Consider the following 23,253-nt stretch of genomic DNA (forward strand, 5'->3'; position numbering starts at 1 on the left):
CTCCTAGGCGAGCAGGGCGACGATGATCGAGCCCCAGATGGTGAGCAGTGTGTTGCCGATCGCGTAGGGCACCGTGTACCCGAGCACCGGGATGCGGCTCTTCGCCGTGTCCGTGATCGCGCCGATCGACGCCGTCGTCGTGTTCGCGCCCGCGACGACGCCCAGCAGGATCGGGGTGGGGAACTTGAAGACGTAGCGGCCCAGGTACAAACACATGACCATGGGCAGGAGGGTGACGAACAGTCCGGCGGCGACCAGGCTCACGCCCTCCTGCCGCACGCCGGACAGGAAGTTGGGGCCGGAGGTGATCCCGACGATGCCCACGAACAGGCACAGCCCGCCCTGGCTCATCAGCCAGTTGGCGGCGGGCGGGAAGCGGCCGAAGGTCGGCGACTTCGACCGCAGCCAGCCGAACACCAGGCCCATCAGCAGCGCGCCGCCCGAGGTCGTCAGGCCGATGTGCGCGCCGGCGATCGCGATCGTGGGAATGCCGATCAGCGCGCCGGCGACGATACCGAGGCCGATGTAGGAGTAGTCGGTGGCGTCCTCGCTCCGGTTCGGATAGCCGAGCCGCCTGGCCGCCTCCTCCACGAACTCCTTGCCGCCCTGGATCGTGATCTCGTCGCCCCGGTGCAGCGTGGTCTGGTCGCTCCACGGGATCGGCACGTCGCCGCGCACCAGCCTGCTGACGAAGACCCGGGGCGCGAGCTCGGCGAAGGCCTCGCCGATCGGCCGTCCAACCAGGTCCTTGTGCGTGATGACGATCGGCAGCGTCTCGACCGAGTAGTCGAGCAGCTCGTGGTCGTCGACCTCCTCGCCCCAGCGGCCGGCCACGCCCAGCGCCACCAGGTCCGGGCGGCGGGCCGTCACGCTCACCACGTCACCCGCGCGCAGGACAGTGTCCGGGCTCAGCTGCGACACCCGCTCGTCGCGGCGGATCCGGTGCAGGATCACCCGGTGGCCCTCGCTGAGTGCCTCCGCCTCGACCTGCCCGGCTGTCCGGCCGTCGATGCCGCCATTGCCGATCTGGTACGTGCGCCGCACGACCGAGTAGTAGGCCGGCGCGACGTCGGGCTCGGTCGCGACACCGAGCCTGCGTTCCATCTCGTGTGCCTCGGCCGCCAGGTCCTTCGTGCCGACCAGGCGCGGGGCGATCGAGGAGAGGAAGTAGGCGGCGGCCGCGGTGCCGAAGAGATAACAGACGGCGTACCCGACCGCGATCTGCGACTCGTAGGCCTTGGCCTGCGCGGCCGTCATGCCCGGCAGCGCCTCGATCGCCGAACCGGCCACACCGATCACCGAGGACTGCGTCAGCCCGCCGGCCAGCAGGCCCGCGCCCCAGCCCGGCCCGTAGCCCAGGAACGCCGCGGCCCCCCACGCCCCGAGCAGGCCGATCACGCAGGAGATGACGGCCAGGACGAGCTGCTTGACCCCGTCCCCGCGCAGGCCGGCGAAGAACTGCGGCCCGACGTTGTACCCGAGCGCGAAGAGGAACCCGACAAACGCGACAGTCTTCACCAGATCCGGGATCTGGATCGGCACCAGCGCCCCGATCAGCACCCCGGCGAGCAGCGTCCCGGTGACCGAGCCGAGCACGAGCCGCTTGTACCGCAGCTTCCCGGCGAAGAACCCGAGGGCGAGGGCCAGGAAGATCGCGATCTCGGGATGCTGCTGGAGTGCGTGCTTGAGCCAGCCCACGGCCTTCCCCCGTCTCCCGCGCGGCTCCCGCCGGAACATGATCAGGCTATATCGGGAGAAGAACGGATGAAGCTGGATCGGGATTCAGCCCACAGGACAGCACATGTGACCCATTTCTCCTATGGTGTCCCCATGAGACGACTCATGATCTCCGCGATGGCGGTGTTCCTCGCGGCGAACCTGGCGCCTGCGGCCAGCAGTTCGGCCCAGGCCCAGCCCGCCCGGCCCGCGCCACACACGGTGGCCCCGGAAGCTGCGGCCGCCGCGAGCCTGGTTGCGCAGACGGCGTTCCAGCCAGACAGCAGCCAGCTCAAGGCCGACTTCGATGGCGATGGATACCATGACATCGCCATCTGGGAGATCACGCACGGAGCCGACGTCCGGCTTCTGCGCGGCGGGGAGGGTGGCTTCACCGGCCCCGTGATGGCATGGATTGGCGGGACGCAGTGGAGCAACCGGATCAAGCACGTGACGGCCGGCGACTACGACCGCGACGGCAGGGCCGAGCTCGCCTTCTTCTACGAGCAGCCGGACGGCTATGCCGCCGTCTACACGATGGCGTTCAATCCCGCTGACAACACGTTCGGCTCGCCGCAGATCCAGTGGGAAGCGCCGAACTGGGGAACCGGCACCCGGTTCATGGCCAGCTCGGCCATCAACTGGATCACCGGTCACCTGGAGATCGTGTTGTTCTACCAGTACGACAGCCGCAGCATCGGCGTCTTCCGGCTTCTCCCCCAGTCCTCCGGCTGGGCCATGCATGTCCAGCCCCAGCTGCTGCCGGACTGGGGTCCGGGCACGAAGGCGATGGTGGGCCAGCCCGTCGGCACCAGTCTCGCTTTCCTCTACGACTATGGCGGCGGGCACGTCGCCCTGTGGACCCTCTCGTGGTCCCAGACGAACACCACCAGCTGGCGTCAGATCTGGGACGGTCCGCGCTGGGGCAGCGGAACCACGTTCCTGCGCGTCGCCAACGTCACGGGGTCCTCCTCGAGCGACTTGGTTCTCTTCTACGACTACGGCAATGGCCATGTCACCGCGTTCGTCATGCGGCACGAGTCGGTCTTTCTGATTCCCGTCGCGATCTGGGACGGGCCAGTGTGGGGTGGCGGAACCCAGTTCGTCACCGCCGGCAACTACACGGCCAAAAACCAGCGGGCCGAGATCGGCATGTTCTACAACTACGGCAACGGCCAAGCCACCCTGTTCACCCTCAAGCCGGTGCCGGACGGCGGCTACAGCGGTCCGCAGGCACAGTGGACCACTCCCGATCAGGGCAAGTACATCAAGACCGGGATCTGACCTCTCTGGCCCCTGACCTCTGGCCCCTATGCGTCGATGACGGAGAACTGGGTGCGGTAGAGGTCGGAGTACAGGCCGCCGGCCCCGACGAGCTGCTCGTGCGTGCCGCGCTCCACGATCCGCCCGCCGTCCAGCACGATGATCTGGTCGGCGTCGCGCACCGTCGACAGCCGGTGCGCGATCACCAGAGCCGTCCGGCCGGCCAGTGCCTCCGACAGCGCCCGCTGCACCGCGGCCTCCGACTCGGAGTCCAGGTGCGCGGTCGCCTCGTCGAGGATCACGAACCCGGGAGCCTTCAGCAGCAGCCGGGCGATGGCGATCCGCTGCTTCTCGCCGCCGGAGAACCGGTACCCCCGCTCGCCGACCAGGGTGTCCAGCCCGTCCGGCAGGTTACGGACCAGCTCACCGACCTGGGCACGGTCCAGCGCCGTCCACATCTCGTCCTCGGTGGCCTCAGGCCTGGCGTATCGCAGGTTCTCGGCGATCGTCTCGTGGAACAGGTGCGAGTCCTGGGTGACGACGCCGATGGTGTCCTGGAGCGCGGCCAGGGAGGTGTCGCGCACGTCCACGCCGTTGACGAGGACCGCGCCGCTCGTCACGTCGTACACCCGGGGCACGAGCATCGACGTCGTGGTCTTACCAGCGCCCGACGAGCCGACCAGCGCCACGAGCTGGCCCGGCTCGACCGTGAACGACACGCCCCGCAGGACCGGCTCGTTCTCCCGCTTGTCGAGGACAGCCACGTCCTCCAGGGAGGCCAGGGAGACCTCCGCCGCGCTCGGGTACTTGAACTGGACGTCGCGGAACTCCACCGACACCGGCCCCTCCGGCACCGGCACCGGGTCCTCCTTCTCCCGGATACCCGGCGGGAGGTCCACGATCTCGAAGACCCGCTCGAAGCTGACCAGGGCGCTCATCACGTCCACCCGGACGTTCGACAGGGCGGTCAGCGGGCCGTACAGCCGGGTCAGCAGGAGGGCCAGCGACACGACGGTACCGGCGCTGATCGCACCGGACACGGCCAGCGAGCCGCCCAGCCCGTACGTGAGCGCCTGCGCGAGCCCGGCCACCAGCAGCATCGCGGTGAAGAAGGCCCGGCCGTACATGGCGGTGATGACGCCGATGTCGCGTACCCGGTGTGCCCGCTGCTCGAACCGCTCCGCCTCCGACTCCGGCTGCCCGAACAGCTTCACGAGCAGCGCGCCCGAGACACCGAACCGCTCGGTCATCGTGCTCGTCATGTCGGCGTTCAGCGTGTACGACTCGCGGGTCAGCGCGGCCAGCTTCCGGCCGACCCGGCGCGCCGGGATGATGAACAGCGGTACCAGCACGAGCGACAGCGCCGTCACCTGCCACGACATCGTCAGCATCACGGCGACCGTGAGCACGAGCGCGATCGCGTTGCTCACCACACCGGACAGTGTGGACGTGAAGGCCCGCTGGGCGCCGGTCACGTCGTTGTTGAGGCGGGAGACGAGCGCCCCGGTCCGGGTACGCGTGAAGAACTGCAGCGGCATGCGCTGGACGTGATCGAAGACCTGGGTACGCAGGTCCAGGATGATGCCCTCGCCGATCCGCGAGGAGAACCAGCGCTGTCCGACCGACAGGGCGGCGCTGGCCAGCATCAGGCCCGCGATGATCAAGGCGATCGTGACCACGGCGCGCTCCGCGTGCTCACCCGGCCGGGTGATCGCGTCGACGACCCGGCCGGCGAAGACCGGGGTGGCCACGCCGACGATCGCGTCGAACACCACCAGGATCAGGAAGAAGGTGATGTCCCTGCGGTACGGCCTGGCGAACGCCATGATCCGCCGCCAGGAACCCTTGGCGAGCTTGCGGTCGCCCAGCTCGTCCTCGCGGCGCATCGCGCGCATCATCTCGCCGCCGAGGCCGCCGCCACCCATCATCGCCATGCACACCCCGCTCCGTAGCCGATCCCCCCGGGAAACCCCGCGCGATCATGTCAGGAGTGAAAGCGCCTGTCGACCCTTACCCTATTCCCTCACCGGTCTCATTCACCCAGGCCGGCGAGATCGCGCAGCCTGCGGACCTGAGCCTGGCGCTCCGCGGCCAGCTGAGCCTCGTACGACCGGTGCGCGGCCCCCAGCAGCAGGGCCTTGGTCTCCACGACCGCGTCCCTGTTCGTGCTGAGCAGGCCGGCGACCAGATCCTCGACCGCCTCGTCCAGCTCCTCACGGGGCACGACGAGCGTGGCCAGCCCGATCCGCTCGGCCTCCAGCGCGCCGACCCGGCGGCCCGTGGCGCAGATCTCCAGCGCCCGGGAGTAGCCGACCAGCTCGGCGAGCGGCTGCGTGCCGCCCAGGTCCGGGACCAGCCCGAGGCTGGGCTCGGCCATCGTGAACTTGGCGTCGTCGGCCAGCACCCGCAGGTCGCAGGCGAGCGCGAGCTGGAAGCCAGCCCCGATCGCGTGGCCCTGCACCGCCGCGACGGTGAGCAGATCCGGGCGGCGGAGCCAGCTGAAGGCCTCCTGGTACCCGGCGATCAGCTCCTCGATCTCCGCCTCGGGCAGCGCGGCCATCTCGGTCAGCGGCATGCCGCCGGCCAGTGGCTCACCCGCCATCGCCGCGGCGTCGAGCCCGGCGGAGAACGACCGGCCCTCCCCGCGCACGACGACCACCCGGACATCGCCGGGCAGCTCGCGGCTGAACTCGCGGAGCGTCTCCCACAGCAGCGGGGTCTGCGCGTTGAGCACCTCGGGACGGCAGAGCGTCACCGTGGCGACCTGGTCCTTGATCTCGGTGCGGACGCCGGTCTCCCCCGGCGTGCGCGAAGGCGCCGGCACGGTCACCGACGCCCCCTGGCCAGACAGGTCACGCCTTCTTACGGCGACGGGCTCCGCCGCGCTGCCGGAGCTGGACCTCGGACTCCGACAGCACCCGGTGCACGAAGCCGTATGACCGGCCGGTCGAGGCGGCCAGCGAACGGATGCTCTCGCCGGCGGCATACCGCTCGACGAGATCCTTCGCCAGGTTCTGCCGTTCGGCACCGATGATCCGGCGCCCCTTCTCCGTTGCCGTGCTGGTGCCGGTGGCTACCATCATCAATCCCTCACGTCTCGCTGAGAGCCGTTACCAATCTCACCCATGAGATCGCTAGGAAAGATCATGCGCCAGATATGCCCCGGAAGCCAACCAACACGCGCGTAGCTGTCGGGTACCCGATAGCCTCTTGCTCCGTGACGGGAGAACTGGTTCGGATCGAGCGACGTGAACTCGCTGCCTGGCTTGCCCTGGCCTGCCTGGGCCTCGGGCTCACCGCTCTGGCGGTGCACTCCGGTGCCCAGCTCGGCACGGCCAGCGCGCCCTTCCTGGGCTTTTACCGGTTCCAGCTCGGCTGGACGAGCCTCGCGGCCCCCGTCGTGGCACTCGCCGTGCTGGCCGTCGCGTGGCGCGGCCTGCTGGCCACAGCCCGCTGGGGACACGTCCTGGCGGCCAGTTACGCCGCGGCGCTGGCCTGGGCGCTCGCACTGGCCATCGTGGACGGAGCCGACGGGCTGACCCGGGCACTGACCACACCGGACGATTCCGCCGGAGCCGGGCACCCGCCCGGCCCGCAGCTCCTGCTCGGCTGGCTGCGCGAGGCCGGGCTGCAGAATCTCACCATCGGGGTAGTACTCACGGCACTCAGCGTGCTCACGGTGCCGATCGTATTGATCGCCGTCCGGGGATCCTGCGGGGACGGTGCCGCGCGGGCCTTCGCGCCGGTGCTCATCCTCGCCCCGTACGCGGTGTGGGTGGCCGTGAGCCTCGACGGCATCGTGGCCCTGCTCGGCGCGGCCGGCGTCATGCTCGGCGAGCGCGGCAGCAAGCACATCCGGCGGGGCTGGCGGGCGTTCGGCCTCGCCCTGGCGGCCGGCGCGGTGCTGGGCGTCGCGGCCCTGTTCTCGTACTCGGTGCCGTGGCTCGGGCTCTCCGTCATCTGCCTCTACTTCGCCCGGCGGCGGCCGATGCTGCACCTGGCGACGGGGCTGGGGGCGCTGGCCCCGGTACTCGTGGCGACCCTGGCCGGATTCAACTGGTTCGATGGACTGCTGACGGCGCGGGACGACTTCGCCGCGCGGGTCGAGCCGCACCGCTCGGCGCTGTGGTGGGCCGGGATCAGCCTGGTCGCACTGCTGCTGGCCGCGGGCCCGGCCCTGATCGCGAGCGTGCGGAAGCTGCGGAACACGCCGGGCTGGCCGTTCCTGGTCGGAGCGGCGGTGGCGATCGTGTTCTCGGTGGTGGCCGGCTTCGCCAGGGGCGGCGTCGAGCACGCCTGGCTGCCGTTCTTCCCCTGGCTGCTGGTCGCTGCCACGGCACCGGAGGAGCAGGGCGGCGAACCGGTCGGCTCGCCGCTCCTCCTCGTGGCCGGTGGCGCGGTCACCGCCCTCGTGATCGAGGCGGTGCTGTCGACACCCTGGTGATGCGAATGGGACCCCTCATGTCGCTATAGCGACATGAGGGGTCCCATCATCACTCTGGCTACGCGAGTTCGACGAGTTCGAGCAGGTCGTCGGACCAGGCGTCCTCCACGCCGTCCGGGAGCAGGATCGCCCGGTCCGGCTTGAGGGCGAGGATCGCGCCCGGGTCGTGCGTGACCAGGACTATCGCGCCCGGGTAGTTGGCGATCGCGTCGAGCACCTGCTCGCGGCTCGCCGGGTCGAGGTTGTTGGTCGGCTCGTCGAGCAGCAGCACGTTCGCGCCGGAGCAGACCAGGCCCGCCAGGGCCAGCCGGGTCTTCTCGCCACCGGAGAGCACCCCGGCCGGCTTGTCCACGTCGTCGCCGGAGAACAGGAACGCGCCGAGGATCTTGCGCAGCTCGGTGTCCGTCTGGCCAGTGCCGTGCGGGCCGATCGCCGAGGACGCCGAGCGCATGTGGTCGAGAACCGTGCGGGACACGTCCAGGGTCTCGTGCTCCTGGGCGTAGTAGCCGATCCGCAGGCCGTGACCCGCGACCACCTCGCCGGTGTCTGACTCGATCACGCCGCCGAGCATGCGCAGCAGCGTCGTCTTGCCAGCACCGTTCAGGCCGATGATGGCCACCCGCGAGCCCCGGTCGACGGCCACGTCCACGTCGGTGAAGATCTCCAGCGAACCGTAGGACTTGCTCAGGCCGCTCGCCGTCAGCGGGGTCTTGCCGCAGGGCACCGGAGCCGGGAACCGGACCTTGGCGACCTTGTCGCTGGCCCGGACCTCCTCCAGCCCGCTGATCATCTTCTCGGCCCGCTTGGCCATGTTCTGCGCGGCGACGGTCTTGGTGGCCTTGGCCCGCATCTTGTCCGCCTGGGCGAACAGCGCGCCGGCCTTCTTCTCGGCGTTGGCCCGCTCGCGCTTGCGGCGGCGCTCGTCGGACTCGCGCTGGGTGAGATAGGCCTTCCAGCCCAGGCTGTACTGGTCGACGACCGAACGGTTCGCGTCCAGATACCAGACCTTGTTGACTACAGCTTCGAGCAGCGAGGCGTCGTGACTGATCACGATCAGCCCGCTCTTGTGCCCGGCGAGGTAGTCGCGCAGCCAGTTGATCGAGTCAGCGTCGAGGTGGTTCGTCGGCTCGTCGAGCAGCAGGATGCCGCCCTCCGCTCCGTCGGAGAACAGGATCCGGGCCAGCTCGATCCGGCGGCGCTGACCACCGGAGAGGGTGCCGAGGTTCTGGGCGAGTACCCGGTCGGGCAGGCCCAGGTTGGAGCAGATCCGGGCGGCCTCCGCCTCGGCAGCGTAGCCACCGAGGGCGGCGAACCGGTCCTCCAGATTGCCGTACTTGCGGACCAGCTTGTCGCTGTGGTCCGTGGCGAGCTGGGCCTCGACGACCTTCATGTCGGCCATGATGACGTCGAGCCCGCGCGCGGAGAGCACCCGGTCGCGGGCCCGCTGCTCGGGGTCGCCAGTGCGGGGGTCCTGCGGGAGGTACCCGATCGGGCCCTTGGTGTCGACCTGGCCCGTGTACGGCTGGCCCTCGCCAGCGAGGACCTTCAGGGTGGTGGTCTTGCCCGCCCCGTTGCGGCCGACGAGGCCGATCCGGTCGCCGGGCTGGACCCGGAGGGTGGTGTCGGACAGCAGGATGCGGGCGCCGGCGCGCAGCTCGAGGCCGGTCACGGAAATCATGGTTGCCAGGCTCTTTCTCGGAAAAATATGACGACAGGGACGAGAGCGGACATCGTCCGGGTCAATCGAGGAGCAGTGGCATGCTGGCGAGTCTACCGGGGCCCGATTCGTGATCAACATGGGTTTTACGTCACCCCGCGTCACCAGGCATCACCGAGGCCTTCCGGCCACGCGGCCGGGCCAGCTGCCCGCAAAACGGGACAAAGAGCTGAGTTTGCGCGATGCTGAGCAGGGAGGATCTCGCCGCGCGGCCACCGCCGCACACAGGCGGGCTGGACGACGCGGACGGTGGCCAGTGGAGTTCAACGAAGAGGCCGAAGCCGACACCTCACAGGTCAAGGACCTCAGGGGTTCCCCGGGCGGCGGCGGTGGCTTCCCGTTCCCTCAGGCAGGCGGAGGTACTGGCGGCGGCCCGGGCGGGATCGACGTCGGCGGCATGCTGGGCGGCAAGGGCGGCCTGCTCGGCGGCGGCGTGGTCGGCCTGCTCGTCCTGTGCCTGCTCGGCTTCCTCGGTGTCGGCGGCGGGGTCGGCGGCCTCGGTGGCCTCCTGGAGTCCGGCACGGACACCGGTGCTGGCGCGCCCGTGGACAACACCAACATCCAGCAGAAATGCGCCACCAGCAACCCGGACCGGTTCAACGACCGCGACTGCCGCAACGTCTACTACGTCAACTCGATCCAGAGCTACTGGAGCCAGGGCCTCCAGCAGAACTTCGGCCGGGCGTACCGGCCGGCCCCGACCAACTTCTTCAGCGGTGCCGTCCGGACGGCGTGCGGCCAGGCCTCCTCCGGCGTCGGCCCGTTCTACTGTCCCGGTGACAGCGCCGTCTACATCGACCTGACGTTCTACGACGAGCTGGCCCGCAGGTTCGGGGCACCCGGCCAGTTCGCCCAGGCGTACGTGCTGGCCCACGAGTACGGCCACCACGTCCAGAACCTGCTCGGCACGGAAGCCCAGATGCGCCGGGCCCAGCAGCGCGACCCCGGCAACGCCAACCAGTACTCCGTGATGCTCGAACTCCAGGCCGACTGCTATGCCGGAGTGTGGGCGAAGTCCGCGACCGCGACGACCGACCAGCGCGGCAAGCCCATCTTCAAGACCCTGACCCAGCAGGACATCCAGCAGGCCGTGCAGGCGGCCGGCGCTGTCGGCGACGACTCGATCCAGAAGAAGGCGACAGGCTCGATCAACGAGGCGGCCTGGACCCACGGCTCCAGCGCCCAGCGCCAGGAGTGGTTCATCCGCGGCTACGACACCGGCGACCCGAAGCAGTGCAACACGTTCGGTAACGCGCTGTAGTCCGGTTCCGCGCCCAAGATCAGCTGAGCGAGAATGGGAACGTGACGGAGACGTTCGGGTCAGTCGCGACCCTCGCCGGTCAGCTGGAGGTCGTGACGATGGAGCTGCGGCGGATCGCGTCCGTGCAGGCCTCGCTCCCGGTCGCCCGGCGCGAGGTCGACCGGCTGACGGACCTCGCGGACGTCCGGGAGCGGATCGACGGGATGACCGCCGTGGCAGAGGAGATCCTCGCGATGCAGTCCCCCCGCGGGACGAACTCGCAGAATAGCCAGCGCAGTCAGCTGAGCACCCTCGCCAGCCTCCGCCGGGGCGCGACGCTCCGCACGATCCTGCAGGCGGACATCCTGCGGGACCCGGACGCCGCAGCCCGGGCCCGGCGGCTCAACGCGGCGGGTGACCGGCACCGCGTCTTCGACGGACCGGTCCAGCAGGTTCTGGTGTTCGACCGCTCGACGGCATTCGTCCGATCCGACCCCACCGACTATGCCGACGGCGCGATCATCATCCGGCAGCCGGGCGTGCTCGCCACGCTCATCCACCTCTTCGAGCGGACCTGGGCGGCGTCGCGGGACCTCAACGCACCCGCCGACCCACTGCACCGGCTGTCGCCCCGGGAGCGCGAGGTGCTGGCCCTGGTCGCCGACGGTCAGTCCAACGGGGCCGTGGCGCGTACCCTGCACGTCACCGAGGCCGCGATCGCCAAGCACATGGCCAGCATCTTCACCAAGCTCGATCTGCCGTCCACGGAGGACTCCCATCGCCGGGTGCGGGCGGTCCTCGTCTACCTGCGCGCCAGCGGCGGGTAGTGCCAGGTCTACCTTCGGTTCTCGCTCCAGCACCAGTGCGGCCGACCGACGGTACGGATGCAATGGTCACATGATCAAAAACGAGACCACCACACTGCCCGGCCGCTGGATCGAGGGCGCCGGACTGATCCTCGGCCCGGTGCTCCTCCTCGCGGGCGTGCTGGCCAGGATCGAGGAAGGCGACTTCTTCCCGGCACAGCTGGCCGCCTACGCCAGGCAGCCCGGCCAGATGGTGCTGTCCTACAGCCTGTTCGCGGCGGGCACCGTCCTGCTCTGGCCCGCCGTCACGGCTGTGGCCCGCCGGATCGGGCTCCGCTTCCCCGGCTGGGCCCGCTGGGGCACCGTGCTGGTGGTGTTCGGCCTGTTCGGCCGGGTCTTCCACGCGGGCGTCAGCCACCTGGCGTTCCAGCTGGTTGACGCGATCGGGGTCGAGGCGGCGACCCGGGCCGTCGAGTCCACCTACGGCGCGTTCCACGTGTTCAAGGCCGTCAACGTCTTCATCATGGCCGGCTGGGTGGTGCTCGCGATCGGCGCGTTCCGGGCCCGGGCCCTGGGAGCCGGGGCACTGGGCATCGCCCGGTGCGCCGGGCTGGCCCTCGCCGCCGGCCTGCCACTCGGGGTCCTCAAGGGCAGCAGCGACCCCATCTCGCTGGTCGCGATCCTCGGCCTCTCGGTGGCCCTCGTACCGCTGGGCGTCACGACATTGAAGAACGGTCCCTCGCCCCGGTGGTGGGCGGTGGCGCTCACTATCGGGCTGATCCCGGTGGCATTCTTCCTCGGCGTGTCCGGCTGAGGAACGTCGCAGGCCGTGCATGGCGGCAGGCTGGACCGGCGGCCCGAAGCAGTGCAACACGTTCGGCAACGCGCTCGGGCCCGTTGCCCGCAGGAAGGCTGGGAGCATCGGGGCATGGTGGATGAGGTGCTGAGCCGGGCTGTGGTGGTTTACGTCTGGGGTGCGGGCGGGCACAGGAGCTGGCCGGGGCGGGACGCTGACGCGGTTCGCGGGCTGTTCGGTGAGCGGGCCGCCGGGTTGCTGGTGCGGATCGATGGGTTGTTCGGGGAGGTCGCGCACTTCTTCGGCGAGCCCGGTGACCTGGCCGAGGTCGGCGCGAAGGTCCGGGAGTCGTTGCGGGTGAGCCATCCGGAACTCAGTGCCGAGGCGTGCGGGGCCATCGCGTCGAGTTGCACCTTCAGCTGGAAGTAGGCCGGGACGGCAGAATGGGCGGGTGCCTCATGTTCTGGATCAGCCTGGTTCGCTGCTGCCGGTGACGCAGCGGTTTCTGGCGGCGGCCGGCCGGCACGTCGTTGTCGATCTCGGGCCGGATGACGCGACCTGCCTGGCCAGGCTCGCCGTAGTGTTCGGTGAGGCGGATCCAGGTGTTGTCACGAACTTGCGGAGGATTCAGGAGAGGTACTCGGGGCTTGCCTATCAGAGTGCTTTCTTCAGTGAGGACGTGTTCTTCCAGCCGGTGCTCGAACCTGATCCGGGTGACACGGCGGTCGAGTTCCTGTACGCGGTTCACCCCACCACGGCGAGCTGTGCCGGGGCTGCGTTGCGGCCGGACGGCACTGTGCTGGTCGGCTGGGAGGATCAGGAGGTCGCGGCTTTTCCGTCGCTGGATCACCTGCTCAACTGCGATGCGCTGCTTGCGTGGCGTGCGGGGTTGCCGAGGGCTGTGCTGCCCACGGCTGACTCCAGCACAGTGATCTCCGAGCCGAGGTTCACACGGATCGACGCCGCTTCCGGGTACACCTCGGAATGGTTTTTCGATCGTGAGGTCCTGATCCATGTGTGCAGCACGTGGAATGCGATCTGGGCGGGCGGGGAGTCTGTGGTGAGGACGTGGGCGCTGGATGGGCGCGACCCGTTGGGGTGAGGGGCTGAGGCCAGCCCCTCACCTCCGGGCGGCTATGCGAGGGGGCGGCAGAGGAGGGTGTCGGGGACGCCGCCGTGGTTCCAGCGCCAGGTGTAGGCGACGCCGGCGATGTACTCGTTGTCGGCGCACTGTCCCTTGTAGTAGCCGGGTGCCCAGTCGCTCGCCGTCGAGCCGCCGCCGGCCGGGCGGTTGTCGCCGTGGTCGAACCAGACGTTACGGCCGGTGAGGGGCTGGGCGGTGCGGGTCTGCGCGCAGAGCAGGGCGGACATCGCGTTGCTGCGGACGGAGTAGCCGACGGCGATGTGGCCGGCCGGGCACTGGAGCTTGTTGTAGCCGGAGGCCCAGTCGGAGGTGACGAATCGTTCGTCGGTGACCACTGTGGACACTCCGGTCAGTTCTGGCTGCCGGTGATCCGTGCACAGTCCACGGCTGTCGCTGCGGCCCAGGCCCATCAGGCGCTGTGAGTCTGGGCAGGTGCCCTTGCGCGCGCCGGAGTCCCAGTCGGTGGTGCGCGCGGAGGCGTTGTAGTCGGCGTAGTCGAGGTTGAGCATGTTCCAGCGGGACGGCTTGGCGACCGGGCCGGTGGCCGACGGCGCGCCGGTCAGCCTGCGCCAGGCGGCCGAGCGCCAGTCACGCGGGTCGTCGATGGTGACGGCGGTGCCGTTGGTGTCGTACGACAGGAGCGCCCAGTTGTCCACCGGCGACCCGTCGCGCGCCCAGCCGACCAGTGGCCACACGGCGAAGTCGGTGTCGTTGGCGATCAGGATGTCGGCGAAGGTGCTCCACCAGGCGCGTTCCTTCGCGTCGGCCGAGCCGATGCCGCCGGTACCGAACTCGCTGACCCAGACCGGTGCCGTGTGGTGCTGCCCGGCGGTGGTGACGAAGAGTGCTTCCTCGCGGACGACGCGGGCCAGCTCGGCGGCGCTGAAGTCGCGGTACCTGGGGTCGGAGGTCGCGCCGAGCCCGCTGTCGGCTCCCGTGTTGGCCGGGCCGGTGAAGCCGTAGAAGTGGGCGGAGTAGACGAGCTTGTCCGTGCGGGGCAGGGTGTTGGAGAGGCTGCCGGCCGGCTTGAGCTGCGGGCGGCCGTGGGGGAAGATCGCCGCCGGGATGCCGTACCAGTTGATGCCCTCCATGATGATCAGGAGGTCGGGGACTGCGCGCTGGATCGCCAGGCCTGCCTGCTGGTGGGCGAGGTTCAGGTCGTGCTGGTTGCCCCAGCCCCAGTTCGGGTCGTCCCAGGTGTCGCGGCGTACCTCGTTGCGCAGGTCGGCCCCTGCGACGCGCTTGTTGGCCGCGTAGCGCTGGGCGAGGAACACCCAGTCGGCGATCCACTGCTCGGTGCTCTGGCCGCTGTTCCAGCGTTCGTTGCCGTCGAGGCCACAGCACCAGCGCGCGGTGGTCGTGTGGTTGTTGAGGATGACGGCGAACCCTTCGGCGGTCAGCGCGCCGACCACGACGTCGAAGACCTGCAACGGGGTCTTGCCCCGCAGGCCGGGGTTGGCGGCCACCGCGAAGTCCGGGACGGGTGTGGTGTCGTGCAGCATCGCGTTCGAGAACGGCAGCCGGACACTGTTGATCCCGAGGCCGTGGAAGTCGGCCAGGATGCGGCTCATCGGTACCCGGTCGAGGCCCAGCGGCATGTTGTACGAGGGGATGCCGTGGGCGTGGTTCGCCGGGTCGCCGATGTCGCCGCTGCCGGTCCAGGTGCCCTGGGCACCCTCCCAGTTCCCGGACTTGAGCTTGAAGCGGTTGCCGGTGGCGTCGACGACGTAGCGGCCACGGGTGCTCAGCGGGCCGGTCCACGAGCCAGCGAGCCCCGGTTCGGGCTCGCTGGCGCGGGCTGTGGTGGTGACGGGGGTCAGGAGGGCGGCGAGCAGTGCCAGTGCCGCCACAGGTCGCGTGATCCGCGTGATTCTTCGCATGCGTACTCCCAGGAGAGACGTTCTCACTGACGTTCTCGCAGAGAAGTGAATCACTTTCATGAATGTGTGGCTAGCTGTGGCTGAACACTCGGCAGTGCCAGCCCTGAGTCAGCCGGTCCTCAGTGGCCGGCGGCCAGCCAGGCGAGCATGGCGGGTGTGGCGTCGAAGTGGCCGGCGTGCCCGGCGCCGGGCTGCCTGGTCAGGTGCGCGGCCGGGATCCGGGCCGCGAGCCAGGAGCTGTGCGCCGGCGGTACGAGGGTGTCCAGTTCGCCGTGCCAGAGCCGCACGGGACGGGTGATGGCCGCCGGGTCGAAGCCCCACGGCAGCCCGTACAGCGCGAGGACGTCGTCGACCCAGCCGCCGAGCCCCGGCCGCATCGCCTCGGCGAAGGCAGCACCGATCATCTCCCCGTACCCGGGCCGGGCGAGCACGGCGCGCTCGATCTCCGGGAGCGGGGGCGGGGCCGATGAGCCGACGCGGGTCAGGTGTTCCTCGACGGCGGCACGGCCCAGGATCGCCGCTGCGGCGCTGTCCTGGTTGCCGGGCATCATGTCTGCCGTCCAGTCCAGATCGGCGGCGTCACGGGGCGCCAGGCAGGCCAGGACGGCCACTGTGGACACCCGGCCGGGATGCTGGGCGGCGACGGCCAGGGCGTGCGGGCCCCCGCCGGACACGCCGAGGACTCCGAACCTCCCGAGGCCGAGAGCGTCGGCGATGGCGATCGCGTCGCCTGCCGCGCCGGCCACGACGCGGCCGGGCCGGGGCGAGGACTGGCCGAAGCCGGGCCGGTCGTACGTGACGAGCCGGACGCCGAGGCTGGTGAACAGGTCAGGGTCGGGGTGCCGGGCCAGGCGGCTCATCGGCGTGCCGTGCAGGTACAGCACCGGGGTGCCGCCGGGGTCGCCCCATTCCTCCACCGCGAGGATCCGGCCGTCTGAAGTGATCACTTGACGCATGGCTGCGAAGCTAGCCCGGGCACCGGGGCCAGCCAAGGAATTGTGCTGAGGGCAGACAGCCGCCCGGCACGGGCCCGGCCGGGCGGCAGCAGTATTTGCCATACCTGGCCAACCGTCCACTGTGTGCCGCTGTGAGCCAGGACGCATGGCGGGCCGTGGAAACTCTCGTTAGGGTTCTGCGCATGGGTTACTTCTTCTCCTGACAGCCCCGGCCCGGCCATTACGGCACCGGCCCCGGGCGTGACCATTCCGCCCCACCTCCTTTCTGAGCCGTTCATCGCTCACACATTCCGCTTTTCTTTTCTTCGTTTTCCCTGCTGCGTGCCTGCGCTGCCGCCGCCCGGCCTGACATGCGCGTTTCCACACGTCAGGCCGGTGCGAGCGTGCGGCTTTCCTGCGGGACAGTGCGTTTGCCGGGGCCAGGAGGCTGTCTTGCTCACCGCGCAATCAGATTCACTCACTTCAATCTTTTCTGGTACCAGTGCACAAAACTCCGCTGGTACCCAGCTCGTCATGTCCGGCGTGACGAAACGATTCACCGACCGGCTCGTCCTCGACCGCGTCAGCCTGAGCGTCAAGCCGGGCGAGCGCGCGGGCATCATCGGCGACAACGGCTCGGGGAAGTCCACCGTGCTGCGGCTCCTGGCCGGTGCCGAGCAGCCCGACAACGGTTCCGTCGTGGTGCGCGCGCCGGGCGGCGTCGGGTACCTGGCCCAGACTCCCGGCCTGCCGCCCGAAGCCACGGTCGGTGACGCCATCGACCTGGCGCTCGGGGACCTTCACGTGCTGGAGCGCCAGCTCCGGGAGCTGGAGGCCGAGCTGGCGGCTGGCGGGGACGGTGCAGTACTGGCGGCGTACGCGGAGCTGACGGCCAGGTTCGAGGCCAGGGGCGGGTACGAGGCCGGCACTCGGGTCGACATCGCACTGCACGGGCTGGGCCAGGCCGGCCTGGACCGGGGGCGGGCGCTGGGCACCTTGTCCGGCGGCGAGCGGTCCCGGCTGGCCCTCGCGGCCACGCTCGCCTCGTCGCCGGAGGTACTCCTGCTCGACGAGCCGACCAACGACCTCGACGACGAGGCGGTGGCCTGGCTGGAGGACCGGCTGGTCCGGCACCGGGGCACCGTGGTCGTGGTCAGCCACGACCGGAAGTTCCTCGACCGGGTGACGGACGTGATCGTGGAGGTCGACCAGGACACGCGATCGGTCCGCCGCTACGGGAACGGCTACGCCGGGTACCTGACGGCGAAGGCAGCCGAGCGGGCCCGGTGGGAGCAGGAGTACGCCGGCTGGCGGGCCGACATCGCCCGGCAGGAGGTACTGGCCGGGGCCAACGCCGTCCGGCTGGCCGCCATCCCGAGGAAGGCACCGGCAGCGTTCAGCGGGGCCGGCGCGTTCCGGGCCCGGTCGCGGGCGCACGGGGCGATGAGCCGGATCCGGAGCGCCCGGGAACGGCTCCACCGCCTGCGGACCGAGCCCGTACCGGAGCCACCGGAGCCGTTGCGGTTCGAGGTGGAGTTGACGACAGGAGCGGAGGGTACGAGCGCTGTCGCCGAACTGAGCAATGTGGACGTTGGTGGTGGCCGGCTCAGGGTCGGGCACCTGGCGATCCGGCCCGGCGAGCGGGTGCTGGTCACGGGGCCGAACGGCGCCGGGAAGAGCACACTGCTCGACCTGCTGGCCGGCGTCGTGACCCCGGACTCGGGGACCGTACGGCGGGCGGCGCGCACCGGGTACCTGCGGCAGGAGACCGTCGCGGCCGGGCGGATGAGCGCGCTGGAGGCGTTCGCCGCTGGGCGGGGCGGCCTGCCGGAGGAGTACACGGAAATGTTCGCGGGTCTGGGGCTTTTCCGCCCCGAGGACGTGTGCCGTCCGGTGGACGAGCTGTCGGCGGGGCAGCGGCGGCGGATCGACCTCGCCCGGCTGGTGACAGAGCCCGCTGGCCTCCTGCTGCTGGACGAGCCGACGAACCACCTCGCCCCCGGTCTCGTGCACGAGCTGGAGGACGCGCTGGCTGGGTACGCGGGCGCGGTGGTGGTGGTCAGTCATGACCGGCAGCTGCGGGAGCGGTTCGCCGGGACCTGGCGGGTGCTGGAGGTGCGGGACGGGCTGGTGAGCGAAAAGTAACAGGGCTTATATAAGTGCTGTTACAGTTGCGCCATGACGGAGGGCGCGAACAGCAGGGAAGAAGCTCTGGACAGCAGCCAGTGGCGGCCGCTGCGGCTGCTGATGGAGGCGATGGACGACGACATCGCCGGGCTCTACGAGGACGCGGGCATCACCGGCCTGCGTCCTCGTTTCGCCGGTCCGCTGATCGCGCTCGCCCGGCACGAGGTCATGTCCGTCCAGGAACTCGCGACACGGGCCGAGGTCACGCACTCGGCGATGAGCCAGACCGTGGCCGCGATGCGGAAGTCGGAGCTGGTGGAGGACGCGGGTCCCGGAGACGGCTCCGGCGGGCGCGACGGGCGGACCCGGCAGGTCCGGCTCAGCCAGCGAGGGCACGAACTCGTGTCGTTCGTGGAGGCCGAATGGCTCGCGACCGAGGCCAGCCTGAGGGAGCTTGAGGCTGAGCTGCCGTATGGCGTGGGGCAGGTGGTCGCGGACGTGCGGGCCGCGTTCGCCGCACGTCCGTTCAAGGACCGGCTGAAGGCTAACCTGGAACGGGCGCTGCGGGGCGAGCTGTGAGCCAGCGCCGGGTGCTGGTGGATGTCCGGCCGTTACGGGAGTTCGCGGCGTTCCGGCGGTTGTGGCTGGGCGGGGTCGCGTCGGGGTTCGGCAGTCAGCTCAGCGCGTTCGCTGTCACGTTCTACGTGTGGGAGCACACGCGCAGCCCGGCGATGCTCGGGCTGGCCGGGCTGTGCACCGCCGTGCCGCTGATCGCCTTCGCGTTGCTGGGAAGCGCGTTCGCCGACCACGTCGACCGGCGGCGGCTCGTCGTGGGGGCCACGTGGGGGCAGCTCGCAGTCAGCCTGCTGATGGCAGTCGTCGCGTTCCAGGAGCAGCCCAGGGTCTGGGCGATGCTGGCGCTGGCCGGGGCCGGATCGGCGTTGTCCGCCGTGAACGCGCCCGCCCGGCGCGCACTGGTGGCCGGGATGCTGCCCGCTGGGTACCTGCCTGCCGGGCTCGCCCTCAACCATGTGTCGTTCCAGTTCGCCCTGCTGCTCGGGCTGGTGGCGGCCGGGGCCGTGACGGCCGCTTGGGGTACGGGTGCCTGCTTCGCTGTGGATGTGGTGTCGTTCTTGGCGGCTTTGGCGGGGCTCCGGTCTTTGCCCAGGGCGGACGGCGGGGTCGCTGGATCGCGGCCTGGGGTTCGCGCGGCGGTGGAAGGGATCCGGTTCGTGGGTCGCACGCCAGCGGCACGGGGTGCCTTCCTCGCGGACCTGGCCGCGACGGTGCTCGCCATGCCCGTCGCGTTGTTCCCCGTCATCAACGAGGAACGGTTCGGCGGCTCGCCTCAGGTACTCGGGCTGCTGACTGCGGCGCTGGCGGCCGGCGGGGTACTCGCCTCCGTGTTCTCGGGTGCCGTGACGCGGATGTGGCCGCCCGGGCGGGTACTGCTGGCCTGCGTGGCGGTGTGGGGCGTGGCCCTCGCCGGGGTCGGGGTGAGCCATGAGCTGGCTGTCGTTCTCGGGCTGATCGCCGTGGCGGGGGCTGCCGATACGTGGGCTGTCGTCTCGCGCGGGGCCGTCGTGCAAGGGTCCACTCCGGACAGCCATCGCGGGCGGGTCGCCTCACTGGAGTTCGTGGTCGGCGCGGCCGGGCCGCAGGTGGGCGGTGTGAGGGCCGGGCTGCTCGCCGCCGGCACGTCGGCGGGGGCCGCGCTCGTGATCGGCGGGGTGGCGTGCGTGGCGGGAGCCGGGCTGATCGCGGTGCTGGTGCCGCAGCTGGGCCGGTACAGGGTGGAGCGTGCGGAATCCGCCGGCGACGTGCTCGCGGGTACGGGGAAGAAACTGCCGTAGGACCGCTAGGGTCGGAACATGGCGCTTCTCCCCCAGTCGCGGCTCTGGCAGCGGATCGACGTGGCCGGAGCCGAGCAGGTGTTCTTCGACGACCGGTCAGGCCTGCGGGCCGAGGGCACGATCGTCGCCGCCGAGCGGGTGCCGTGCACGTGCCGGTACGAGCTGGCGACCGATCCAGAATGGCGTACGACGTCGTTCCTGGTGCGGGCCGAGGGCGCCGGGTGGGCCAGGCAGGTCCGGCTCGAACGCGAACACGGCTCGTGGCGGGTCACGACCGAGCAGCGCGGCACGCTGGCCGCCGAGCTGCCCGGCATCGAGGAGCCGGGGCGGCTCGACGACGCGGTGGACGTGGACCTGTTCGCCTCGCCGCTCACCAACACCCTGCCGATCCGCCGCCTGGGGCTGGCCGAGCCGGGTACGCGACACGAGATCCTCGCGGCCTGGGTGATGCTGCCCTCGCTGCAGGTCATCCCGAGCAAACAGTCGTACACGGCGCTCGGCGGCGGCCGGGTGCGGTACGCGAGCGGGTCGTTCAGCGCGGAGCTGACGGTCGACGAGCAGGGCTTCGTCCGGCACTATCCGGGCCTGGCCGAAACCGGTTCCTAGGCACGGCCGCGGCCGCGGATGACGTAGCCGGCCCAGGAGGCCAGCACCACCACCGCCGCCACCAGCCGGACCTGCTGCGTGTGCTCGCCCGGGTAGATCACGCCCTCGATGTAGTGGTCGATGAAGCCCGCCGACGGGAGCCCCGGCCTGCCCGCCCGCTCCCGCGCCCAGTTCTCGACCCAGGTCAGCGGGCAGTCGACCAGCCCGGTGACGATGAGGACGCCCCAGAGCACCATCGCGGCGTGCGGGACGATCGTCCACCGCCAGCGCCAGGCCAGGAAGCCGCCGGTCACCAGGTACACGAGGAACGCGAAGTGCGTGACCATCGCGGCGTCGGCGAGCAGGCGGTATCCCATGACACGTCCTAGCGCTGTCGCCACTCGTCTTCGAGGATGGAGTAGAGCACTCGGTCACGCCATTCGCCGCGGATCAGGTACCGGTGCCGGATCAGCCCCTCCTCCCGCATCCCGATCTTGGTGAGGATGCGGCGGGAACCGGCGTTCTCCGGGTCGGCCTTCGCGAAGACCCGGTGCAGGCCCAGTTCCTCGAAGCCGAGCCGGAGCAGCAGGCCGGCGACCTCGGTGCCGTAACCCTGCCCCCACGCCGACCGGCGAAGGTAGTAGCCGATCTCGCCCTGGCCGTGATCGCCACGTTCACGGTCGAGCGCCACCGCACCGATCATCACGCCGTCCGTCTCGATCGCCAGGTAGTAGCCCCGGCGGTCCGGCTCGGCTGCGGCGCGGGCGAACTTCTCCATCCACCCGGCGGCATGCTCGGCCGACTCGGTCCGCCACGGCAGGTACTCGGTCACCTCCGGATCGCCGGCCACCTCGTGCCAGGCCTGGGCGTCGCTGAGCTCGTGCTCCCTGAGCAGTACGCGGTCGCCGGTCAGTCTCATCAGGATGGTCCTCTCAGGAGGATGCGGACCGCTCTGGCCTGCCCGATCGCGGCCTCCAGCACGGCCAGCCGGGGATCGGCGACGTCGAGGAACCGCTGGGCGCGCAGCCTCGCGACCGGGGCCAGCCGGGCATCGGTGAGGATCTCGTCCACCGCGCGCCGGTCGCCGCCGCAGACCAGGGTCTCGATCCCGGCCGGGAGCAGCAGCCTGGCAGCCACGTCGGCCGCCGCGTCCCAGATCTGCCTCGTCTGGTTGTCGCGCCGCCGGGCGAAACGCTGCTGCGACCAGCCACCCGCCGCCGTCCTGCTCTGCACGTACTTCGTGTCCACCTTGCTCGCGACCAGCTTGGTGCCAGCCGCGACCCCGACCGCGAACCCGCCCCGCCGGACGAGCAGCAGCCCGATCCGCCGGTCGGCCTCGGCCGCCGCCGGCAGCGTGTCCACGGCCACCTCGCCGTCCAGCAGGTGGAACTCGGCCGTCTCGCCGTCACCGCCGGTCAGGGTCGCGCCGTGCGGCTGCGCGCCGCCGTGCCGTTCGGCGAAGCCGGTCAGCCAGCGGGCCAGCCGCTCCGGGGGTACCTCCACCCATCGCCCGCCGCCCGCCGCTGGTTTGCTCATTCTTGAAGGCTATGTCAGACCCCGGTGAGATGCTTCGCGGTATGACAGTCCCGGAGCTGCTCGCGAGCCTGACCGGCACGTTCCAGGCCGCCGCCGACCCGGAGCGCGCGGCGGGCATGGCTGCCTACATGCGCGATCAGTTCCCGTTCCTGGGCATCCCGACACCGGAGCGGCGCAAGCTCGGGCGTGCGGTGCAGGCCGTGCCGAGGAAGCCCCTGGAGGAGGAGGTCGCGGAGATCGCCCTGGCCTGCTGGGGCCTGCCCCACCGCGAATACCAGTACTTCGGTACCGACTACGTGTGCCGGCACATCGGGGCGTGCGGGCCGGATTTCCTCGGTACCGTCGAGCGGCTGCTCGTCACGAAGCCTTGGTGGGACACAGTGGACGCCCTCGCCGCCCACGCCGTCGGCCCGCTGGTGGCGGACTCCCCCGGCCTGGTCGCGGTGATGGACGAGTGGGCTGCCGGGCCGGAGCTGTGGCTGGCCAGGACGGCGATCCTGCACCAGCTCACGTACAAGGGCCGGACGGACGCGGCGCGCCTCTTCGGCTACTGCACCGACCTGGCCGGGCATCCAGACTTCTTCATCCGCAAGGCGATCGGCTGGTCGTTGCGTGAGTACGCGAAGACGGAGCCGGAGAGCGTGCGGTCCTATATGGAGGGGACACCTGGTCTGTCGCCGTTGTCGCGGCGCGAGGCCCTCAAGAACCTTTAGTTCGCTTGCGGTAGGCCGCGACGGTCGTCCGGCTCGCGCACGTGTTGCCACAGAACCGGCGGCTGTGGTTGCGCGACTGGTCGACGAAGAACTTCGGGCAGCCGTCGGCCTGGCAGCCCCCGATGATCACACCGGGGATCTGGCAGGCGATGTGGGCGAGGGCAGCAGCGCTGGACCGCGCGATCCACGAGACGCCGTCGATGCCGTTGTAGGCATGGTGCAGGTGGGCCGTGCCGGGGCCGTCGTGATCGCTGATGTGAAGCTGCGGCGGGTACTTGGCGAGCAGCTCGTTCACCACATCCAGCGCCCCGCCCGTCACCACGGCCGTGATCGCCGGGCGCAGCTCGGCGAGGAGCGGGGCAAGGTCGGCCTCGGAGGGCCTGGTCACGCCGTGTTCGGCGAAGAGCTCGGCGCTCAGCTCGCTGGGCTCGTCGGCGTTCACCAGCTCGACGGCCAGCCGGGCCAGGTTACCGATGTAGTCCTCGTAACGCACTTGAC

Annotated in this window: 23 protein-coding genes; 12 read left to right on the plus strand and 11 right to left on the minus strand. The window is 70.6% G+C overall.

Translation table 11 applies throughout. From position 1 onward, the window contains the following. Positions 1-3: 3 nt before the first annotated feature. The gene (gene aspT / locus A3G1_RS0117110) at positions 4-1,698 is read right to left on the minus strand and encodes an aspartate-alanine antiporter (protein WP_018350701.1); all 1,695 of its coding nucleotides are present in this window, start codon (positions 1,696-1,698) and stop codon (positions 4-6) included. Between the two features lie 132 nt (positions 1,699-1,830). Here aspT and A3G1_RS0117115 point away from each other — a divergent pair, with 132 nt between their 5' ends. Next, positions 1,831-3,000, plus strand: a complete 1,170-nt coding sequence (locus tag A3G1_RS0117115; protein WP_245563513.1) for an FG-GAP repeat domain-containing protein — start codon at positions 1,831-1,833, stop codon at positions 2,998-3,000. Between the two features lie 26 nt (positions 3,001-3,026). Here the strand turns inward: A3G1_RS0117115 and A3G1_RS35320 are convergent, their stop codons facing one another. The 3 genes from A3G1_RS35320 to A3G1_RS0117130 all read right to left on the minus strand — a co-directional run bounded on the left by A3G1_RS35320 (position 3,027) and on the right by A3G1_RS0117130 (position 6,059). Further along, positions 3,027-4,913 (minus strand): ABC transporter ATP-binding protein, encoded by a 1,887-nt coding sequence (locus A3G1_RS35320; protein WP_018350703.1) that lies wholly within the window; start codon positions 4,911-4,913, stop codon positions 3,027-3,029. Between the two features lie 98 nt (positions 4,914-5,011). Continuing rightward, positions 5,012-5,809, minus strand: coding sequence for an enoyl-CoA hydratase/isomerase family protein (locus A3G1_RS0117125; protein WP_018350704.1), 798 nt, complete (start codon positions 5,807-5,809; stop codon positions 5,012-5,014). 22 nt (positions 5,810-5,831) lie between these two features. Continuing rightward, positions 5,832-6,059 (minus strand): helix-turn-helix domain-containing protein, encoded by a 228-nt coding sequence (locus A3G1_RS0117130; RefSeq protein WP_026212224.1) that lies wholly within the window; start codon positions 6,057-6,059, stop codon positions 5,832-5,834. 137 nt (positions 6,060-6,196) lie between these two features. On the opposite strand from A3G1_RS0117130, the gene A3G1_RS0117135 reads away from it, so the two are divergent. After that, positions 6,197-7,423: a hypothetical protein gene (locus A3G1_RS0117135; RefSeq protein ID WP_018350706.1), complete on the plus strand. Its 1,227-nt coding sequence runs from the start codon at positions 6,197-6,199 to the stop codon at positions 7,421-7,423. Positions 7,424-7,481: 58 nt separating this feature from the next. Here A3G1_RS0117135 and A3G1_RS0117140 read toward each other — a convergent pair whose 3' ends face one another. Further along, complete coding sequence (locus A3G1_RS0117140) at positions 7,482-9,101, minus strand: ABC-F family ATP-binding cassette domain-containing protein (protein ID WP_026212225.1); 1,620 nt, start codon at positions 9,099-9,101, stop codon at positions 7,482-7,484. 295 nt (positions 9,102-9,396) lie between these two features. Between A3G1_RS0117140 and ypfJ the strand changes: the two genes are divergently transcribed. The 5 genes from ypfJ to A3G1_RS0117165 all read left to right on the plus strand — a co-directional run bounded on the left by ypfJ (position 9,397) and on the right by A3G1_RS0117165 (position 13,084). After that, positions 9,397-10,401, plus strand: coding sequence for a KPN_02809 family neutral zinc metallopeptidase (gene ypfJ / locus A3G1_RS0117145; protein WP_018350708.1), 1,005 nt, complete (start codon positions 9,397-9,399; stop codon positions 10,399-10,401). A 41-nt stretch (positions 10,402-10,442) separates the two neighbouring features. Next, complete coding sequence (locus A3G1_RS38665) at positions 10,443-11,207, plus strand: helix-turn-helix transcriptional regulator (RefSeq protein WP_018350709.1); 765 nt, start codon at positions 10,443-10,445, stop codon at positions 11,205-11,207. A 70-nt stretch (positions 11,208-11,277) separates the two neighbouring features. Then, complete coding sequence (locus A3G1_RS0117155; protein WP_018350710.1) at positions 11,278-12,000, plus strand: hypothetical protein; 723 nt, start codon at positions 11,278-11,280, stop codon at positions 11,998-12,000. 114 nt (positions 12,001-12,114) lie between these two features. Next, on the plus strand, positions 12,115-12,411 hold the full coding sequence (locus A3G1_RS0117160) for a hypothetical protein (protein ID WP_018350711.1): 297 nt from the start codon (positions 12,115-12,117) through the stop codon (positions 12,409-12,411). Positions 12,412-12,433: 22 nt separating this feature from the next. Further along, complete coding sequence (locus A3G1_RS0117165) at positions 12,434-13,084, plus strand: hypothetical protein (protein ID WP_157641184.1); 651 nt, start codon at positions 12,434-12,436, stop codon at positions 13,082-13,084. Between the two features lie 32 nt (positions 13,085-13,116). Here the strand turns inward: A3G1_RS0117165 and A3G1_RS0117170 are convergent, their stop codons facing one another. Continuing rightward, entirely contained in the window at positions 13,117-15,006 is a 1,890-nt protein-coding gene (locus A3G1_RS0117170) for a glycoside hydrolase family 5 protein (protein WP_051110549.1), read from the minus strand. 119 nt (positions 15,007-15,125) lie between these two features. After that, positions 15,126-15,962, minus strand: a complete 837-nt coding sequence (locus tag A3G1_RS0117175; RefSeq protein WP_040478441.1) for an alpha/beta fold hydrolase — start codon at positions 15,960-15,962, stop codon at positions 15,126-15,128. Positions 15,963-16,475: 513 nt separating this feature from the next. Here A3G1_RS0117175 and abc-f point away from each other — a divergent pair. From abc-f to A3G1_RS0117195, 4 genes are read left to right on the plus strand one after another with little or no spacing between them, the layout of a single operon-like run. After that, on the plus strand, positions 16,476-18,086 hold the full coding sequence (gene abc-f, locus A3G1_RS0117180) for a ribosomal protection-like ABC-F family protein (protein ID WP_018350715.1): 1,611 nt from the start codon (positions 16,476-16,478) through the stop codon (positions 18,084-18,086). 33 nt (positions 18,087-18,119) lie between these two features. Then, entirely contained in the window at positions 18,120-18,647 is a 528-nt protein-coding gene (locus A3G1_RS0117185; RefSeq protein ID WP_018350716.1) for a MarR family transcriptional regulator, read from the plus strand. Further along, the gene (locus A3G1_RS35330) at positions 18,644-19,921 is read left to right on the plus strand and encodes an MFS transporter (protein WP_018350717.1); all 1,278 of its coding nucleotides are present in this window, start codon (positions 18,644-18,646) and stop codon (positions 19,919-19,921) included. The genes A3G1_RS0117185 and A3G1_RS35330 overlap by 4 nt, the downstream gene beginning before the upstream one ends. An 18-nt stretch (positions 19,922-19,939) precedes the next feature. Next, positions 19,940-20,527, plus strand: coding sequence for a putative glycolipid-binding domain-containing protein (locus A3G1_RS0117195; protein WP_018350718.1), 588 nt, complete (start codon positions 19,940-19,942; stop codon positions 20,525-20,527). On the opposite strand, the gene A3G1_RS0117200 is transcribed toward A3G1_RS0117195, so the two are convergent. From A3G1_RS0117200 to A3G1_RS0117210, 3 genes are read right to left on the minus strand one after another with little or no spacing between them, the layout of a single operon-like run. Further along, complete coding sequence (locus A3G1_RS0117200; protein ID WP_018350719.1) at positions 20,524-20,883, minus strand: DUF2784 domain-containing protein; 360 nt, start codon at positions 20,881-20,883, stop codon at positions 20,524-20,526. The two genes, A3G1_RS0117195 and A3G1_RS0117200, sit on opposite strands and share 4 nt — an antisense overlap. A gap of 8 nt (positions 20,884-20,891) precedes the next feature. Continuing rightward, a complete protein-coding gene (locus tag A3G1_RS35335) occupies positions 20,892-21,425 on the minus strand; it encodes a GNAT family N-acetyltransferase (RefSeq protein WP_018350720.1) in 534 nt (177 codons plus the stop codon). Then, the gene (locus A3G1_RS0117210; protein ID WP_051110550.1) at positions 21,425-22,042 is read right to left on the minus strand and encodes an acVLRF1 family peptidyl-tRNA hydrolase; all 618 of its coding nucleotides are present in this window, start codon (positions 22,040-22,042) and stop codon (positions 21,425-21,427) included. Before A3G1_RS0117210 ends, A3G1_RS35335 begins: the two co-directional genes overlap by 1 nt. A gap of 41 nt (positions 22,043-22,083) precedes the next feature. Here A3G1_RS0117210 and A3G1_RS0117215 point away from each other — a divergent pair, with 41 nt between their 5' ends. Next, complete coding sequence (locus A3G1_RS0117215) at positions 22,084-22,755, plus strand: DNA alkylation repair protein (protein ID WP_018350722.1); 672 nt, start codon at positions 22,084-22,086, stop codon at positions 22,753-22,755. On the opposite strand, the gene A3G1_RS0117220 is transcribed toward A3G1_RS0117215, so the two are convergent. Then, positions 22,742-23,248: a CGNR zinc finger domain-containing protein gene (locus A3G1_RS0117220; RefSeq protein ID WP_018350723.1), complete on the minus strand. Its 507-nt coding sequence runs from the start codon at positions 23,246-23,248 to the stop codon at positions 22,742-22,744. The genes A3G1_RS0117215 and A3G1_RS0117220 overlap by 14 nt on opposite strands. Between the last annotated feature and the right edge of the window lie 5 nt (positions 23,249-23,253).

It is taken from the genome of Longispora albida DSM 44784 (assembly GCF_000379825.1).
In the GTDB taxonomy this organism is placed as follows: Bacteria; Actinomycetota; Actinomycetes; order Mycobacteriales; family Micromonosporaceae; genus Longispora; species Longispora albida.

What these genes read in the sequence shown, in the direction of transcription:
- A3G1_RS0117115 (WP_245563513.1), top strand. Translation starts at nt 1,831, where the DNA reads ATGAGACGACTCATGATCTCCGCGATGGCGGTGTTCCTCGCGGCGAAC.
- A3G1_RS35320 (WP_018350703.1), bottom strand. Translation starts at nt 4,913, where the DNA reads ATGGCGATGATGGGTGGCGGCGGCCTCGGCGGCGAGATGATGCGCGCG.
- A3G1_RS0117130 (WP_026212224.1), bottom strand. Translation starts at nt 6,059, where the DNA reads ATGGTAGCCACCGGCACCAGCACGGCAACGGAGAAGGGGCGCCGGATC.
- A3G1_RS0117140 (WP_026212225.1), bottom strand. Translation starts at nt 9,101, where the DNA reads ATGATTTCCGTGACCGGCCTCGAGCTGCGCGCCGGCGCCCGCATCCTG.
- A3G1_RS0117155 (WP_018350710.1), top strand. Translation starts at nt 11,278, where the DNA reads ATGATCAAAAACGAGACCACCACACTGCCCGGCCGCTGGATCGAGGGC.
- A3G1_RS0117160 (WP_018350711.1), top strand. Translation starts at nt 12,115, where the DNA reads ATGGTGGATGAGGTGCTGAGCCGGGCTGTGGTGGTTTACGTCTGGGGT.
- A3G1_RS0117170 (WP_051110549.1), bottom strand. Translation starts at nt 15,006, where the DNA reads ATGCGAAGAATCACGCGGATCACGCGACCTGTGGCGGCACTGGCACTG.
- A3G1_RS0117175 (WP_040478441.1), bottom strand. Translation starts at nt 15,962, where the DNA reads ATGCGTCAAGTGATCACTTCAGACGGCCGGATCCTCGCGGTGGAGGAA.
- abc-f (WP_018350715.1), top strand. Translation starts at nt 16,476, where the DNA reads ATGTCCGGCGTGACGAAACGATTCACCGACCGGCTCGTCCTCGACCGC.
- A3G1_RS0117185 (WP_018350716.1), top strand. Translation starts at nt 18,120, where the DNA reads ATGACGGAGGGCGCGAACAGCAGGGAAGAAGCTCTGGACAGCAGCCAG.
- A3G1_RS0117195 (WP_018350718.1), top strand. Translation starts at nt 19,940, where the DNA reads ATGGCGCTTCTCCCCCAGTCGCGGCTCTGGCAGCGGATCGACGTGGCC.
- A3G1_RS0117200 (WP_018350719.1), bottom strand. Translation starts at nt 20,883, where the DNA reads ATGGGATACCGCCTGCTCGCCGACGCCGCGATGGTCACGCACTTCGCG.
- A3G1_RS35335 (WP_018350720.1), bottom strand. Translation starts at nt 21,425, where the DNA reads ATGAGACTGACCGGCGACCGCGTACTGCTCAGGGAGCACGAGCTCAGC.
- A3G1_RS0117210 (WP_051110550.1), bottom strand. Translation starts at nt 22,042, where the DNA reads ATGAGCAAACCAGCGGCGGGCGGCGGGCGATGGGTGGAGGTACCCCCG.
- A3G1_RS0117215 (WP_018350722.1), top strand. Translation starts at nt 22,084, where the DNA reads ATGACAGTCCCGGAGCTGCTCGCGAGCCTGACCGGCACGTTCCAGGCC.